Raw genomic sequence first — 15,879 nt, forward strand, 5'->3', positions numbered from 1 at the left:
CACGCGACAGGGAGGGCGTCTGCTCTCCCTGTCGCCCAGAGGGTCAGGATGCTTCCATGCTTGGCTATGCCATCACCCGTATTCTGTCGGCTGTTCCAGTCATGGCCGTCGTGGCAACGATCGTCTTTCTCCTGTTGCATCTGACGCCGGGAGATCCTGCAACGATCATTGCAGGTGAACAGGCGACGGCTGCCGAAATCGAGCGGATTCGAACGTCTCTCGGTCTCGACCAGCCACTGCCGAAGCAGTTTCTCACCTGGCTGCTCCAGATCCTCAGCGGCGATCTCGGGACTTCGATATATTCGGGACGGCCCGTTACAGAACTGATCGCGCAACGACTCGGGCCGACCGTGTCGCTCGCTGTCCTGACATTGTCGATCGCCATCGTCATCGCGGTGCCGACCGGCGTCATCGCAGCCTGGAAGGAAGGAACCTGGGTCGACTGGACCTTGATGTTTCTTGCGATCGTGTTCTTCTCGATGCCGATCTTTATCACCGGCTATATTCTCATCTACAATTTCTCGGTCCAATGGCGGCTCCTGCCCGTCCAAGGCTATCGCGCTCTCTCGGACGGCGTCGGACCCTTTCTCTCCCACATGATCCTGCCTGCTATCAGTCTCGGCCTCGTTTATGCCTCTCTTCTTGCCCGCATGAGCCGATCCGCCATGTTGGAAGTCCTGCATCAGGACTACATCCGCACGGCCCGCGCCAAAGGGCTTGGCACAAGCAAGGTTCTCTTCCTTCATGCTTTGAAGAACGCTGCGGTGCCCATCATCACGACCATCGGCATCGGCATCATCCTGCTCATCAGCGGCGTGGTAGTGGTCGAGAGTGTCTTCGCGATTCCCGGCATCGGGCGCTTAACCGTCGATGCCATCCTGAGGCGCGACTATCCCATCATTCAGGGCGTTATTCTGTTCTTCTCGTTCGTCTACGTGATCATCAATCTTCTCATCGACCTCACGTATCGCCTTGTCGACCCGCGGATCAAATACTGATCCCGGCCAATGCATCTTCATGGGTTTGGACGAAAGCGATAAGATGAGCAGCACGAAAATCCTGATCACGAGCGACCCGATTACGGCACCGGCATCGAGGGCCGTTTCCTCTCGGAAAAGGGTAGGGCGGTGGCTGCTGCGCCATCCCCGCATCGCCTTTGGAGCGGCGCTCTTCGGCATCATTCTTGTCCTGACCTTGTTCGCTCCCTTGCTGACATCGCATGACCCGCTGCAGATGAACCCCATGAACCGGTTGAAACCGCCCTCAAGTGAGCATCTTCTCGGAACCGACGCCCTGGGTCGCGACGTTTTTACCCGGACCCTCTATGGCGGACGGGCTTCGCTGCTGGTCGGTTTCAGCGTGGCAATTTCTGCCACGCTCGTCGGCCTCGCGATCGGCTTGGTGAGCGGCTATTTCCGCACTGTCGATAATGTTCTGATGCTGATCATGACCGGTGTGATGTCGATACCGGGCATCCTTCTTGCCATTGCCATGACGACGCTTTCAAAAGCGAGCCTCGCGACCGTCATCGTCGCCATCGTTATCCCGGAGGTTCCGCGAACAGCCCGTCTGGTCAGATCCATCGTTCTCATGATCAGGGAGCAGCCCTATGTGGATGCCGCCATCGTTACGGGGACACCGGTTTGGCGCATCCTGATCCGCCACATCCTACCGAACACGGCTGCCCCGCTTACGGTGCAGGCAACCTTCATCTGCGCCTCGGCCATCATCGTCGAGGCCTATCTCAGCTTCCTGGGCGCAGGCACCCCGCCGGAAATTCCAAGCTGGGGCAATCTCATCGCGGAAGCGCGCAACTACATTCGTCTGGCCTTCTGGATCCTGCTCTATCCAGGTCTCCTGCTCGGGCTCACCGTGCTCTCCGTCAATCTTCTCGGAGACGGATTGCGGGATCTGCTCGATCCGCGCCTCGCTCGCCAAATGAAAGCGCGCTCATGAATCCGTCAGCTCCTACACGGTCCTTGCCGGAGCCGCAGCCGGATACAGTCCTCGAAGTAAGGGATCTTCAGGTCCAGTTCGAAACCGTCGATGGCGTCGCGCCCGTCTTGGACGGCCTCTCTTACACGCTCAGCGCCGGAGAAACTCTCGCTATCGTCGGGGAGAGCGGATGCGGAAAGACCATCGGCGCCCTGTCGCTTCTGCGTCTCGCGCCGAGTCCACCCGCACGGATCATCGGCGGATCGATCCGCTTGAGCGGCCGCGATATCCTGACACTGCCCGAAGAGGACATGCGGGGCATTCGCGGCAATGACATCGCCATGATCTTTCAGGAGCCGATGACTGCCTTGAACCCGGTCCTGACGATCGGCCATCAGATCGTCGAGCCTCTCATGCTGCATAAGCGGCTGAGCCGCTCCGCCGCCTGGGAGCGTGCGGTCGACATGTTAAGGCTGGTTGAGATCCCGGAGCCTGAGCGGCGTGCCCGCGAGTATCCGCATCAACTCTCCGGAGGCATGCGGCAACGTGCGATGATCGCCATGGCCCTTGTATGTGGGCCAAAGGTTCTCGTGGCTGATGAGCCGACGACCGCCCTCGATGTGACCATTCAGGCGCAGATTCTGGCCCTGATGGTGGATCTCAAACGCCGCATAGGAACCGCCATCCTACTAATCACGCATGATCTGGCCGTCGTCGCTCAGACCGCCGACCGCGTTGTCGTCATGTATGCCGGACGTGTCGTGGAAGACGCCTCCGTCTTCGAGCTGTTTGAAAACCCGCGCCATCCTTACACGCGCGGACTGCTTGCTTCCATCCCGAAGCTCTCCACCGGAGGTGAGCGTCAGAGACTGGAAGGCATTCCGGGGTCCGTTCCGCCTGTGGGCGCACGGCCACCGGGTTGCACCTTTGCGCCACGATGCACGCTGGCGATAGACGAGTGCCGCCGATCGGTTCCTTTGCCCAAGGCTATCAGCCCAACCCACAAGGTGGCATGCTGGGCCGTCACGGAGGAGACATCAGAACAGGAAGTGGAGCAGGCCATTGTCTGAATCTTTATCATCGACTCCTCTCCTGCAGGTCGACGACCTGATCGTGCGCTATCCTATCAAGAAGGGCCTGCTTAAACCTCGGCAGCACGTGCATGCCGTCAATGGCGTGTCCTTCAAGGTTCGGCGCGGAGAAACGCTTGCGCTCGTCGGCGAAAGTGGATGCGGGAAGACCACCGTCGGCCGGTCGATCATGCGGCTCGTGCGTCCCAGCTCAGGCTCAATTCGTGTCGAGGGTATCGATATCGCTTCTCTCTCGCGGCGGCATCTCAAGCCTTATCGGCGCAAGATCCAGATGGTCTTTCAGGATCCTTACGCTTCCCTGAACCCGCGCATGACGGCAGGCGAGATCGTCGGCGAACCGCTCCGCAATTTCGGCATTGCCCGTGGCGCCGACCGGGAAAGCCGGATCGCAACGCTTCTTGAAGAGGTTGGACTAAGCCGCGCCCATCTTCACCGCTATCCGCATGAATTCTCCGGCGGGCAACGGCAGCGCCTCGGCATTGCCCGCGCCCTGGCCGTCGAGCCGTCTCTCATCGTCGGCGATGAGCCGCTCTCCGCCCTCGACGTTTCCGTGCAAGCGCAGATCGTCAACCTTCTGGATCATCTGCAGCAGGAATACGGGCTGTCCTATGTGTTCATCGCTCACGATCTCGCAGTCGTGCAGCAAATCAGTCACCGCGTCGCCGTCATGTATCTTGGACGCATCGTCGAGATTGGAGAGACGGCGGATATTTTCCGCGCTCCGGTCCATCCCTATACGCAAGCCTTGCTCGCGGCCATTCCCCTGCCTGACCCAAGGCGGCGGCGGGCCATCGAGCCTCTGCGCGGCGAGGTCCCAAGCCCGATCGCCCCTCCCTCCGGCTGCACTTTCCATCCAAGATGTGCGCTCGCCGAAGATCGGTGCCGGCGCGAGATCCCGCAAGTTCAGGAGTTCCGACCCGGACATTTCGCGGCATGCCATGTCATGGCTCGTGACAGCATATACGCTGCGCAGTCGCTTAGCACAGGATAGCGCGCTCGCTCGCTCTGCCAGAGTTGGTCGTTCTTCTGGCCTTTCATGTACGCAGGGGACACACCGATGCGCTGCTTCTCCTTGCTGGGCTCAGCAGCGCATCGCCTTTTACGTGATCATTCAGAGAGTGATGCCATGTCGATCAAGAAGCGATAGCGACCATCGTTGCGCTCCATGCGCTCGAAGGCTTCATTGATCTCATCCATGCGGATCGTCTCGCATTCGGGCAGGATGTTTTTGTTTGCACAGAAGTCGAGCAGTTCCTGCGTCTCTGGCCCACGATCACCAGCGTGCCGTCCACGTCCAGTAATGGCAGATACGGCGTGAGGTCGTGTTTGTTAGGAACGGTGTCGATGATGAGATCGAAGCCGTTCGGTGGGATCGCTGAAATGACCATCGTGGCTTTTGCCATGGGCATCGAAGTTGCGTTCGTGGTCTGCTGCCATGTCTTCCGGTTCCTCTTTCTCGTCGCTGTGGCACCGGCGCTCTATCGCGGATTGCACAAGGATTAGGGACCTAGCTTCGCTGACCAGAAGGTCGCTCATGGCGCATGCTGCTGGGCTTGCACGATGATCATTCATCGCGTTTCAGGGGGCAGTCTCACTCAGCTGGCAGGCTGGATGGCTCCGATGAAGGTTGCGCGGCAAGCAAAAAGCCAAGAGAGCAGAGAAAGATCACTGTCCCGAAAGTAGCTGCCGCGCTCAGAACAAGGGTGAACCCGCTCATCCCGTGAAGAAGCGCGATAAGCGGCACGGCCAGACCGCTCGTTGTGAACCCGAGGAAATAGCGGACACTGAATGCCCGGGCTCTATACTCGGCTGGAACATAACGGGCGACCATTGCATCATTCACGACAACCTGCCCATAAATTCCCGCCATAGCCAGTACAAGGCCAGCAAGCATAGGGGTCCCGTTCGTCAGGGCTGCGAGCCCAAGCCCGAGCGGCTGCAGGATCGAGAGTCCGACGAAGATCCTCGGCAGGGTATACTTGTCGACAAGGCGTCCCATAARCAGCTGCGTCAGCGCCCCGAAGACAAACACGAGCGTGGCCAACGATCCGATCAGGACCAGTGGCAAGGCAGTACCGGCACGCTCGTCGATGATCTTGGGAAGTGCGATCGTCGTGATGTTGAAGGTCATGCCGCCCGCCACGATCGCCGTGGCAAACAACAGGAAGAGCGTGATCGGACGTGTCACCGGAATGATCGTATGAGCGCTGCCGGGTTTGCCATGATTGTCACTATCACCAGGCACCAGGCTGACAAACGCGCTACCGGCAACGAGGCAGACAATCCCGGGAAGAATGAAGGCAGCGCGCCAGCCGAGGCTTGCAGCCAAAAGAGCAGTGACCCCTGAAGCTAAGGCTGCGCCGAGATTACCCCATACCCCATTGATCCCGAGATCGCGTCCGAGTTGGCGTGTATGAGTGACCAGCATCGTCGAGCCGACCGGATGATAGATTGCGGAGAACACCCCGAGCACGAAGAGCCAGATGCCGAACATGATCGGAGAGTTCGCGGTTGACAGCCCTAAACACGCAATCCCGCACCCACCGAAGAAGATCCCCAGCAAGTTGCGGCGTCCGACGCGATCCGCAAGCCAACCCATCGGCAGTGAGAAGAGACCAAAGGCGATGAACGCGCCCGTCGAAAGGCCGATGAGGCTGGCGTAAGACAGGAGCTGCTCTGCCGCGATTGCAATTACGGCCGTCGGATAGATCAGAAGCACGAAGTGATCGAGCGCATGTGCAATGTTGACAAAGAGGATCGTGCGGCGGGAGAGCAGGTCAGGAGACATCCTTCGCATCCTTGTCAGTTTCGTGCGCGATACTCCGCGGTGGCCTGGCCCCGCCCGAATCCTTCAACGTCCATCAGACGGCTAGGCCGCCCGATCGAAACTCGCAATGAAGTCGGCCAAGCGTTCGCCTTGTATGAGGATGTGCTCCCGGAGGAGGCGCTCGGCCCGCTCGCTGTCCCCGGCTCGGATCGCATCAACAATGCTCTGGTGCTCCGCCAGTGAATTCGCCACCCGGCTGCGAGCCCGCAGCTGGAGCCGCCGATAGGGCTTCAGGCGAGCATGAAGTTGTTGAGCCTGCTCCGCCAGAAAGGCGTTCTGGCAGGCCTCGTAGATAACGTGGTGGAAGCGCTCGTTTGCATAGTAGTAGGCATCGGCATTCTCCTGCGATGCCTCCCGAACGCAATCCTCGTGAGCCTTCTCGAGCTCCCGTTGCATGGGCTCGGTGATCCGTCGGGCCGCCAACGCTCCGCACATGCCCTCAAGAGCAGCCATCATCTCGAACCGCTCGACGACGTCCTTGAAGCTCAGAGAGGCGACGAACGCGCCCCGCCGCGCCTGCAGTTCCACCAGTCCGGTGGAGGCAAGTTGCATCAGGGCCTCCCTGATCGGAGTCCGTGAAACCTCGAAGCGAGCAGCCAAGCTCTGCTCGTCCAGCCGATCCCCCGGGCGAAACCTGCCTGTTACAATGTCTTGCTCGAGGGCGTCCCGTAAAGCTTGAGCGCGTCTCATATCATATGTCCTGCTAACGAGCATCCTAGAGCACGCGCGTATAATCTTACAAGCCATTTGTTGTATACAAGAGCATTGACAGGTAATTCTAACGCAGGCAGTCTTGATGCAAGAACAATGAGGGATCCGCCTGCGCAATCCCCACGAGCCGGCTCAAAGCCGCCCGTCAAGCGACGCAGAGGAGGAAACAGAGGAGCGGGTGCAATGTCACCACAGCTGATCTCGATATACGCTCTCGTTGCGATGTTCGTCGTCGCCACGATCCTGCCGATCAACATGGGGGTGCTGGCCTTCGTGGGTGCCTTCCTGGTCGGAACCCTAGTCGCTGGTCAAACAACCAGCGCCATCATCGCCGGCTTTCCCGGCGGCCTGTTCCTGACCCTGGTCGGGATCACCTTTCTCTTCGCCATTGCCCAGAACAACGGCACCATCGACTGGCTCGTCCGACTCGCGGTCCGGGGCGTGCGGGGCCGGATTGTCGCGATCCCTTGGATCATGTTCGGGATCTCTGCCGTTTTGACGTCCGTTGGCGCCGTAAGTCCGGGCGCGGTCGCGATCATTGCCCCGATCGCACTCGGCTTTGCTCTCAAATACAGCATCAATCCGTTGCTCATGGGCCTGATGGTCGTCCATGGCGCTCAGGCTGGCGGCTTTTCGCCCATCAGCATCTATGGCGGCATCACCAACCGGATCGTTGCAAAGGCTGGGCTTCCGCTGAGTGAGATCACGACCTTCCTGGCGAGCTTCGGCGTCAACCTAGCCGTTGCCGTGCTGCTCTTTTTTGCTCTCGGCGGGCGCAGGCTCCTTAAGGCCAGGGCTGACGTGTCAACGGCTCAGGTCAGTCCAAGCGCCACGGCATCCGCGCCGGCACAGGCGTCTGTGGCCCCTGCAGCCGTTCCAGGCACGGCTGGAAATCTGGCCTTTGCCGTACCACACGTCGCCATAGCAGTTCCGCAGGCTGGTCCCCAGATATACGGCGATGCCGAGTCGGAAGCTCTCACTGAAGAGAAGATGTTGGGCGACCGGCGCGACGATCCGCTGGCCAGCGGCGCCGAAGGCACCGACAGATCGGCTGAAAGTCCGCACTGGTACCGGGTTCTTACTCTCGGCGGGCTCATTCTGCTGGCGGTGCTTACCCTGGCCTTCAATCTCGACATCGGTTTCGTGGCGATCACAATTGGCCTTGGCCTTTCACTGATCGCGCCGAATCTCCAGAAGCGCGCCATGGGTCAAGTGTCGTGGCCTGAGATCATGCTCATTACCGGCGTCAGCACATACGTCGTCGTGCTGGAGAAGATGGGCACCATCTCCTTCGTCGGCGACAGCGTGGCAGGTCTAGCGTCTCCGATGTTGGCTGCACTCCTTCTGTGCTTCATCGGCGCCGTCGTCTCCGCCTTCGCCTCCTCGACGGCGGTCCTTGGATCTCTCATTCCGCTCGCCGTTCCGTTCCTGCAATCGGGAACCGGCGTCAGCCCGATTGGCTTCATCGCTGCCATGGCTGTGGCGTCGACCATTGTTGATGTGAGCCCCTTCTCGACCAACGGCGCTTTGGTCCTGGCCAATGCCCAGGGCGTCGACAGAGAGGCGTTCTTCCGCAAGCTCATGGCCTATGGCGCTATCGTTACGGTGGTCGCACCGATCGTCGTTTGGGCTCTGTTCGTCGTGCTTTGAAGCTAATCGTCTTGTGTGGATGAAGGAGATGAACATGAAGCTCTCTCGATCAATGGCTGGGTTGGAGGCGGCGCCTGCCTTCCTGAGCGATTTGATAGACACGTTGACCGAGCGGGGGCGCTCCCTGCTCGGTCAGAAAGCAGGGCGGGAGATTGTCGCAAAAGATGCTCTCCCTACGGTAGGCGAAATGTTGCTCTCGCGCAGGGGCGAGGCGTCTGGCGTAGCGCTCGCGCAAACTCTGCTGGCGAGTTACAGCGCAGCGCCAGGTGCGGATCGTCTTTCGTTTCTCCAGGCGCTGGCCGATCGCTTCGGACCCGATCGTCGCCGGATCGAGCTTGCGATTGAAGCCGTGCGCCAGGATCAGGGTACGGATGCACTCGAGGGCCTGCATGCCGCAGCAGAACCTCGACGACAGGAACTGATCCGGCGTCTGAACCTGGCTCCCGGCGGAACCTCCGCCTTGGTGCAGATGCGTGAGGAATTGCTCGAGTACCTGCCCAAGCACCCAGAGCTGAAATGCGTCGATGCGGACTTCACTCATCTGTTCTCATCCTGGTTCAATCGGGGGTTTCTGGTGCTGCGGCCGATCGACTGGACCACGCCTGCCAACATCCTGGAGAAGATCATCCGCTACGAAGCGGTACACGCAATCCAGAACTGGGATGACCTGCGCAACCGCCTCCAGCCGGATGACCGCCGCTGCTATGGTTTCTTCCACCCACAACTCGTCGACGAGCCGCTGATCTTCGTCGAGGTGGCGCTGACCAAGGAAATCCCCGGCGCAATCGGTCCGCTGCTTGAATTAGGTCGCACCCCGATTGCCGCAACTGAGGCGACGACCGCCGTGTTCTACTCGATCTCGAACACGCAGAAGGGTCTGGGCGGCGTCTCCTTCGGCAACTTCCTGATCAAGCAGGTGGTGGAGAACCTCAAGCGTGAACTGCCGAACCTGAAGACCTTCGTGACCCTCTCGCCGGTCCCAGGCTTTGCTCGCTGGCTGGAACGCGAGCGCAAGACGGAAGAATCCGCCTGCCTGGATGCCGAAGCCAAGGAGATGTTGACAGTCCTCGATGAACCATCTTGGAGCAGTGACCCGGAGAAGGCGGAGAAGGTTCGCGATGTCCTTCTGTCGGCTGCAGCCTACTACTTCCTGAAGGCCAAGGATCCTAAAGGTCGTCCCATGGATCCGGTGGCCCGGTTCCATCTCGGCAACGGAGCTCGGCTCGAACGCTTGAACTTCCTCGGCGATGTCTCCGCCAAGGGCCTGAAGCAGTCCCATGGTCTCATGGTCAACTACCTCTACGCTCTCGACGAGATCGAGAAGAACCATGAGGCCTTCGCCGAGAAGGGCGTGGTTGCCGCCTCGCCTGGAGTCCGCAAAGCCTTGCGGACTGATTTGCCCTCGCGTGATCTGGTGCCCACTCCATGACCGCACCGTTCCCAAACACTTTGACCGGGTCCATCATCGACCCTCGCTTCGGAGCCCATGCCATGAACGCGAACCTGTTCGACCGGCTCGAACGCTCGATCGCCGCTTTCACCAAGACAGCCATCACCACGCCAACCAATGAGACGATCAGCTATGTCGACCTGATCGCCCTGTCAGGCCGCTTGGCCAATGTGCTCACCACCCGCGGGGTCAAGCCCGGCGACCGGGTCGCTGTCCAAGTCGAGAAGTCTGTGCCGGCTCTCGTCCTGTATCTTGCCACCGTCCGGGCCGGCGGCGTCTACCTTCCGCTCAACACAGCCTACACGCTGGCGGAGCTGGAGTATTTCATCGGCGATGCCGAGCCCTCCCTGATCGTCTGCGATCCTGCCAAGCGCGAGGGGATTGAGCAGCTGGCTGCGAAGGTCGGAGCCGCGGTCGAAACGCTCGATGCCAAAGGGCAGGGCACGCTGGTGGATGCAGCAGCCAATGCCCCTGATGCGTTCGAGACGGCGCAGAGGGTAGGCGATGACCTCGCAGCGATCCTCTACACGTCAGGCACGACCGGCCGCTCGAAGGGAGCGATGCTGACCCACGACAATCTCGTCTCCAACGCCCTGACCTTGAAGGAAGTCTGGCGCTTCACGGCTGACGACGTGCTGATCCACGCCCTGCCGATCTACCATACCCACGGGCTCTTCGTGGCGAGCAACGTCACCCTGTTCTCCGGCGCATCCATGATCTTCCTGCCGAAGTTTGATGCCGACGAGATTCTCGGACTGATGTCGCGCGCTACAGCTCTGATGGGGGTGCCGACCTTCTACGTGCGCCTGTTGCAGCATCCAGGTCTTACCAAGGAGGCGACCTCCGGCATGCGCCTGTTCGTGTCGGGCTCTGCTCCTTTGTTGGCTGAGACCCACCGCGAGTGGAGCGCCCGCACCGGACACGCCATTCTGGAGCGTTACGGCATGACCGAGACGAACATGAACACCTCCAACCCCTATGACGGTGACCGGGTGCCCGGCGCCGTCGGCTTGCCGCTGCCCGGCGTGTCGGCCCGCATCACCAACCCGGATACCGGCGAGGCGTTGACGACGAACGAGATCGGCATGATCGAGGTGAAGGGGCCGAATGTGTTCAAAGGCTACTGGCGCATGCCGGAGAAGACCGCGACCGAGTTCCGTCCCGACGGCTTCTTCATCACAGGTGACCTCGGCAAGATCGACGAGCGCGGCTATGTGCACATTCTCGGGCGCGGCAAGGATCTGGTGATCACCGGAGGCTTCAACGTCTATCCGAAGGAGATCGAGGACGAGATCGATGCCATTCCCGGGGTGTTCGAGAGCGCGGTGATTGGCGTCCAGCATAAAGACTTCGGTGAGGGAGTGACGGCAGTCGTGGTCCGCTCCAAGGAAGCAATGGTCGACGAGAAGGCGATCCTGGCGGCACTTGAAGGCCGCCTAGCGAAGTTCAAGCTGCCGAAGCGTGTCGTCTTCGTCGATGAGCTACCGCGCAACACCATGGGCAAGGTACAAAAGAACGTGCTGCGGGAGCGGTTCTCCGATCTCTATACGGCACCGGCACGTGCCTCCTAGAGCCTCATCATTGTCCATGCTTTAAATTGTATCGGTAAGGTTGAGGGGATTGCAGCCAAAGAGTTGCGATCCCCTTCTTATTCCCAGGCGCGTCATCAAACCATCACACCGCCGTAAGCGTCCCGACGATTGGTGAAGCAAGAGCACCACGCCAAAATTCATGCGTATATGTGCTGGCTGCATGCCAAGCATGCAGCCTTCACTGTTTCGAAAACCAGAGCAAATGCCCATATGAGGTGAAGGAAACGCTCAAGGATCTTCAGAATTCCATGAAGGAGTCCGTTCCTTGACGATTATTGCCCTCCTCGGCCATTCGCTGGCCAATCTCCAACGTAAATCAGCTAAGCTCGCGCGGCAGAAAGCTCTGTCCCGTCGCAACAGAAGCTACGGCTTTTGGACACCTTTGATAGCAGCACGCCTGCAGCAGGCGGAGCTCCTTGTCAGTGGATATCTCCAGCGTCCCGACAGCACGCCTGATGGGGAAACTGACCGTCAACTCAAGGGCTGGGTATTCCATCGCTGATGGAAGCCCCCCATTGCGTAAGAATGGCAGGCGAATCCTGATCAGCGACTGCTGACCCTGAGCTGACGTTTAGCCGGGGAGTTGAGTCCGCTAGCAGGAATCGTCAACTGCGCTTCGCCCCAAGGCTGGCCACCTCCGATCCGCGAGTGCTGTCCTGTGAACCGGATGCGTTGGAGGAGGCTGTGCTCTGCGTTCCGAGGACGCTCCCAAGCTGAGACAAAAGGTCAACGGGCAGGGGGAAGACAATGGTTGATGAGCGCTCGCTAGCGATATCGTGCAGGGCCGCGAAATAACGGAGTTGCATGGCGCGCGGCTCGGCCGCGAGCAGGTGTCCCGCCTCCACGAGTTTCTCCGCCGCCTGTTGCTCGCCCTCAGCATTGATCACCTTCGCGCGCCGCAGACGCTCCGCTTCAGCCTGCTTGGCAATGGCGCGGATCATATTCTCGTTGAGGTCGATATGCTTGATCTCGACATTTGCCACCTTAATGCCCCACGCATCCGTCTGCTGGTCGAGGATCTGCTGAATGTCGGCATTGAGCCGGTCGCGCTCGGCCAGCATCTCGTCGAGCTCGTGTTTGCCCAGCACGGAGCGCAGCGTAGTCTGCGCCAGTTGGCTGGTCGCGGCCATGTAGTTCTCGACCTTGATGATGGCCCGTTCGGGATCGACGATCCGGAAGTAAATCACGGCATTGACCTTCACCGAGACGTTATCGCGCGAAATGACGTCTTGGGGCGGCACGTCTTGCACAATGACCCGCAGATCGACACGTACCATCTGCTGCACGAAGGGAACGAGGACGATCAGCCCGGGACCCTTCACGCCTGTGAAGCGGCCGAGGGTGAACACAACCCCACGCTCGTATTCCCGGAGTACGCGGATGGCCGCAGCCAGAAAGCCCACGATGAGCAGGACCAGGACCAGATAGGCAACATAATCGAAGATCATGGCTGTCCCTCCGAACCCATCGCCACTTCCGGCCTGCGGCACACCTTGAGCATCAGACCCTCGATCCCGGCGATCTGGACATGCTCGCCCGGGGTAAGAGGCTGGGAGGCTCGGGCCTGCCAGCGCTCTCCAAGGGCAAACACATGACCCTCCTGGCCTGTCCAGTCGAGCACCTCCGCAGGTTGCCCGAGCATGGCGGGGGTACCGGTGCGGACGGGTTGGTGGCGCGCTCGCCAGACATATCCGAGCGTCAGTGTGAGGAGCCCGATGCTGGTCGCAAGTGCTCCCCCAATGACTGTCCAGGAGAGTTGGAACTCGGGTGCATCGGTGTCGATCAGCATCATGGCCCCAAACAGGAAAGCCACAAGACCGCCCAGCCCCAGAACCATGGTCGGGTTGAAGGCCTCCGCGACCAGGAAGGCAAGGCCGAGCAGCATCAGCGCAAGGCCGGTATAATCGACCGGCAACATGTTCAGGGCATACAGGCCAAGGACGAGGCATATGGCGCCGATGACGCCGGGCGCGACCGTCCCGGGATTGCTGAATTCGAAGATCAGGCCGTACAGACCGACGATCATAAGGAGAAAGGCGACATTCGGATCGGTGATCGTCGCAAGCACCCGGATGAGCCAACTTGGTTCCTCCGGGCGGATCGGGAGGCCGGCGGTGGCGAGATGCCGGCGCTTGCCCAGCACCTGCACCTCGCGGCCATCAATGCGGGCGAGGAGTTCTTCGGGTGTCTGGGCCACAAGGTCGATCACGCCCTTGTCCAATGCCGCCTGAGACGAGAGGCTGGCCGCCTCTCGCACAGCCTCTTCCGCCCAGTCTGCATTCCGGTGCCGAAGCTCGGCGAGGCTGCGAATGAAAGCGACCGCATCATTGGTCATCTTCGCGGTCATCGCATCCTTGGTATCCGAGCCCGCGCGGTCAGCACCGTCCTTGTCCTTTGGCCGCTCCGGGGAGGGGAGTCCGGGTAGGCCGCCGATCTGCACCGGCGTCGCAGCTCCGAGATTGGTGCCGGGCGCCATGGCGGCCACATGGGTGGCATAGAGAATGTAGGTGCCGGCGCTTGCCGCATGCGCTCCAGCGGGTGCCACGAAGCCTATGACCGGTACCGGCGAGGCCAGCACGTCCGCGATGATCTCACGCATGCTTGTCGCCAATCCTCCTGGGGTGTTCAGGCGCAGGACGACGGCCTCGACTTTTTGCGGACTGGCAGTGAGAAGGGTGTCCCTGACGTATTTGGCGGTTGCAGGGCCAATGGCCCCGGTGACCGAGATTGAGGTCACGTACCGGTCCGCGCCCGTATTGGGGGGAGTGTCCGAAGCGCTCACCGGGACCCAGGCCGTCAGCACGAGGACAGCCGCCAGCATTCGCATCAGACGTTCCAGGCACACGCRCCAATCTCCCGGATGGTGAGGTCCTTGAGCCCCTTCAGCGAATTATAGCACCGATCGGTCTGACGGGCCATCAAGCGATACGGAGGGGCATTCCTATAGAGCAGATATTGTACGTCCTCTGTAATGGCCTGACCCAGACGGGCTCCCGGTCAGATGAGATTCCGAGCAGCAAGCTCGTTCTTCCGGAGCGAAACACATTGTCTGCGCACGCCGAGCTATGGTCTATCGGTAGTGGCAGGGCGTCTGCCGAGACCTGAGAGAATAAGAAAGATTGGGCCCAGAAGAACCAGGGAGGCGACCATCGCCCAGGCTTCGTTCGTTGCCGCGGCGAGGCCCGCCCTCTCGAGCAAAGGCTGGACATAGGACCGGACCAAGGGGTTGTCGGGAGACGGCAATGACCCGGATAGAAAGGATTCGGGTATGCCTATGGTGCGGGCGGCATCAAGGTCGCCTGCCATTAGGCGGGCGAGCAACATCTGAGAATGTTCGGGGGCTCGGGTCCAGATCACCGTGTCGATCAAGGCAAGACCGACAGCGCCGCCAAGGTTACGCATGAGATTGAACAGGCTGCTCGCATCGTGCACGCGCTCAGGCGGAAGGTGGCCCAGCGCCACGCGGGTCGGGGGGAGAAGGCAGAGCATGATCGCGACGCCGCGGATCGCCTGTGGCCAGAACATCTCGTGGAAATCGGCGTCGCGAGGCTGGGAGGCGCTCAGGCCGAGGCCAAGTCCGAAGAGGACGAACCCGACAACCGTGAGAGTGACCGCATCGATCCTGCGCTCCGCCCGGATAACGAGCGGAGCACTCAAGAGCTGCGCGACGCCAGTGACCAGCATGATCTCTCCGATCCGCAGCGACCCGTGGCCGCGTACGAAGGAGAGAAAGACCGGCATGAGATAGACCGAACCGTATAGTCCGATACCGGTGAGGAAACTCAATATGCATCCGACGGCAAGGCGCCGATCGCTTAGAGCCGCGAGGTCCACGATGGGTGTTAGTGCTCGCAACGTGCGACGGACGAACAGGCTCCCCGAAGCAACGCACAGGACGAAGATCGTGAGGATCCCTGGCGACAGCCAACCCCGCTGGGGAGCTTCCTTCAATCCAATTTCCAAGGTGGCAAGAGACAGGCCGACACAGAGCAGGGCGGTCCAATCGAATGCCCGCGCCAAGCTGAGATTTGAGTGCTCCCGCGGCAGGAAAAAGAATCCGGCGATGCCAGCGGCGAGCCCCGGAACGACGTTGATCAGGAAGAGCCAATGCCAGGAATAGGTCTGGGTGATCCAGCCGCCGACGATGGGCCCCAATGTCGGCGCGAGAACGGCGAGCACGCCCGCAATGGTGATCGCCACCTGCTCGTCCTTCTTCGGAAAGAGCAGGAAGACCGCTGCGAACACCGAAGGGATTAAGGTTCCGCCCGCGAAGCCCTGCAGCACCCGCCACAGGGTCAGCGAAGCAAAGCCCGTGCTGGCGGCGCAACCGATCGAAGACATCGTGAAGACGGCGATGGCGGTCGTGAACAAGCCGCGCATCGTGAGCATCCGGGTCAGCCAGCCTGTCAGGGGGATCGAGATCACCTCGGCAATGAGATAGGCAGTCTGAACCCAGCTCATTTGATCTGGCGGAATGCCGAGGGCGGACCGAATTTCCGGCAGGGACGTGGCTACCACCTGGATGTCGAGGATCGCCATGAACATGCCGAGACCCATGGCGCAGAAACCGACCCAGGCTCGGAGGGAAACGCGTTCGTTCGGCTCGCTCAATGCCGTCATCGC

14 protein-coding genes are annotated in these 15,879 nt (G+C 60.7%); 9 read left to right on the forward strand and 5 right to left on the reverse strand.

The window, feature by feature from the left end:
- Positions 1–56 precede the first annotated feature (56 nt).
- The 5 genes from ACXJKO_RS07610 to ACXJKO_RS07630 all read left to right on the forward strand — a co-directional run bounded on the left by ACXJKO_RS07610 (position 57) and on the right by ACXJKO_RS07630 (position 4,529).
- Positions 57–998, forward strand: coding sequence for an ABC transporter permease (locus ACXJKO_RS07610; protein WP_457090482.1), 942 nt, complete (start codon positions 57–59; stop codon positions 996–998).
- Between the two features lie 43 nt (positions 999–1,041).
- The gene (locus ACXJKO_RS07615) at positions 1,042–1,956 is read left to right on the forward strand and encodes an ABC transporter permease (RefSeq protein WP_457090483.1); all 915 of its coding nucleotides are present in this window, start codon (positions 1,042–1,044) and stop codon (positions 1,954–1,956) included.
- A complete protein-coding gene (locus ACXJKO_RS07620; protein ID WP_457090484.1) occupies positions 1,953–3,005 on the forward strand; it encodes an ABC transporter ATP-binding protein in 1,053 nt (350 codons plus the stop codon). Before ACXJKO_RS07615 ends, ACXJKO_RS07620 begins: the two co-directional genes overlap by 4 nt.
- On the forward strand, positions 2,998–4,017 hold the full coding sequence (locus ACXJKO_RS07625) for an ABC transporter ATP-binding protein (protein ID WP_457090485.1): 1,020 nt from the start codon (positions 2,998–3,000) through the stop codon (positions 4,015–4,017). The genes ACXJKO_RS07620 and ACXJKO_RS07625 overlap by 8 nt, the downstream gene beginning before the upstream one ends.
- A gap of 353 nt (positions 4,018–4,370) precedes the next feature.
- Positions 4,371–4,529 (forward strand): AbrB family transcriptional regulator, encoded by a 159-nt coding sequence (locus ACXJKO_RS07630; protein WP_457090486.1) that lies wholly within the window; start codon positions 4,371–4,373, stop codon positions 4,527–4,529.
- A gap of 88 nt (positions 4,530–4,617) precedes the next feature.
- Here ACXJKO_RS07630 and ACXJKO_RS07635 read toward each other — a convergent pair whose 3' ends face one another.
- Together ACXJKO_RS07635 and ACXJKO_RS07640 are read right to left on the reverse strand one after the other, a co-directional pair.
- On the reverse strand, positions 4,618–5,814 hold the full coding sequence (locus ACXJKO_RS07635) for an MFS transporter (RefSeq protein WP_457090487.1): 1,197 nt from the start codon (positions 5,812–5,814) through the stop codon (positions 4,618–4,620).
- 81 nt (positions 5,815–5,895) lie between these two features.
- Entirely contained in the window at positions 5,896–6,600 is a 705-nt protein-coding gene (locus tag ACXJKO_RS07640) for a GntR family transcriptional regulator (protein WP_457090488.1), read from the reverse strand.
- A gap of 147 nt (positions 6,601–6,747) precedes the next feature.
- Here ACXJKO_RS07640 and ACXJKO_RS07645 point away from each other — a divergent pair, with 147 nt between their 5' ends.
- The 4 genes from ACXJKO_RS07645 to ACXJKO_RS07660 all read left to right on the forward strand — a co-directional run bounded on the left by ACXJKO_RS07645 (position 6,748) and on the right by ACXJKO_RS07660 (position 11,758).
- A complete protein-coding gene (locus ACXJKO_RS07645) occupies positions 6,748–8,214 on the forward strand; it encodes an SLC13 family permease (protein WP_457090489.1) in 1,467 nt (488 codons plus the stop codon).
- 52 nt (positions 8,215–8,266) lie between these two features.
- Positions 8,267–9,643, forward strand: a complete 1,377-nt coding sequence (locus tag ACXJKO_RS07650; protein WP_457090510.1) for a malonyl-CoA decarboxylase — start codon at positions 8,267–8,269, stop codon at positions 9,641–9,643.
- Between the two features lie 62 nt (positions 9,644–9,705).
- A complete protein-coding gene (locus ACXJKO_RS07655) occupies positions 9,706–11,235 on the forward strand; it encodes a malonate--CoA ligase (protein ID WP_457090511.1) in 1,530 nt (509 codons plus the stop codon).
- Positions 11,236–11,521: 286 nt separating this feature from the next.
- Positions 11,522–11,758, forward strand: a complete 237-nt coding sequence (locus tag ACXJKO_RS07660; protein ID WP_457090490.1) for a hypothetical protein — start codon at positions 11,522–11,524, stop codon at positions 11,756–11,758.
- A gap of 103 nt (positions 11,759–11,861) precedes the next feature.
- On the opposite strand, the gene ACXJKO_RS07665 is transcribed toward ACXJKO_RS07660, so the two are convergent.
- The 3 genes from ACXJKO_RS07665 to ACXJKO_RS07675 form a co-directional block, all read right to left on the reverse strand.
- A complete protein-coding gene (locus ACXJKO_RS07665; RefSeq protein WP_457090491.1) occupies positions 11,862–12,704 on the reverse strand; it encodes a slipin family protein in 843 nt (280 codons plus the stop codon).
- On the reverse strand, positions 12,701–14,101 hold the full coding sequence (locus ACXJKO_RS07670; protein ID WP_457090492.1) for an NfeD family protein: 1,401 nt from the start codon (positions 14,099–14,101) through the stop codon (positions 12,701–12,703). The genes ACXJKO_RS07665 and ACXJKO_RS07670 overlap by 4 nt, the downstream gene beginning before the upstream one ends.
- 218 nt (positions 14,102–14,319) lie before the next feature.
- Positions 14,320–15,876 carry a DHA2 family efflux MFS transporter permease subunit gene (locus ACXJKO_RS07675; protein WP_457090493.1) on the reverse strand — a complete coding sequence of 519 codons (1,557 nt, stop codon included), beginning with the start codon at positions 15,874–15,876 and terminating at the stop codon, positions 14,320–14,322.
- Between the last annotated feature and the right edge of the window lie 3 nt (positions 15,877–15,879).

This window comes from Microvirga sp. P5_D2 (assembly GCF_054049475.1).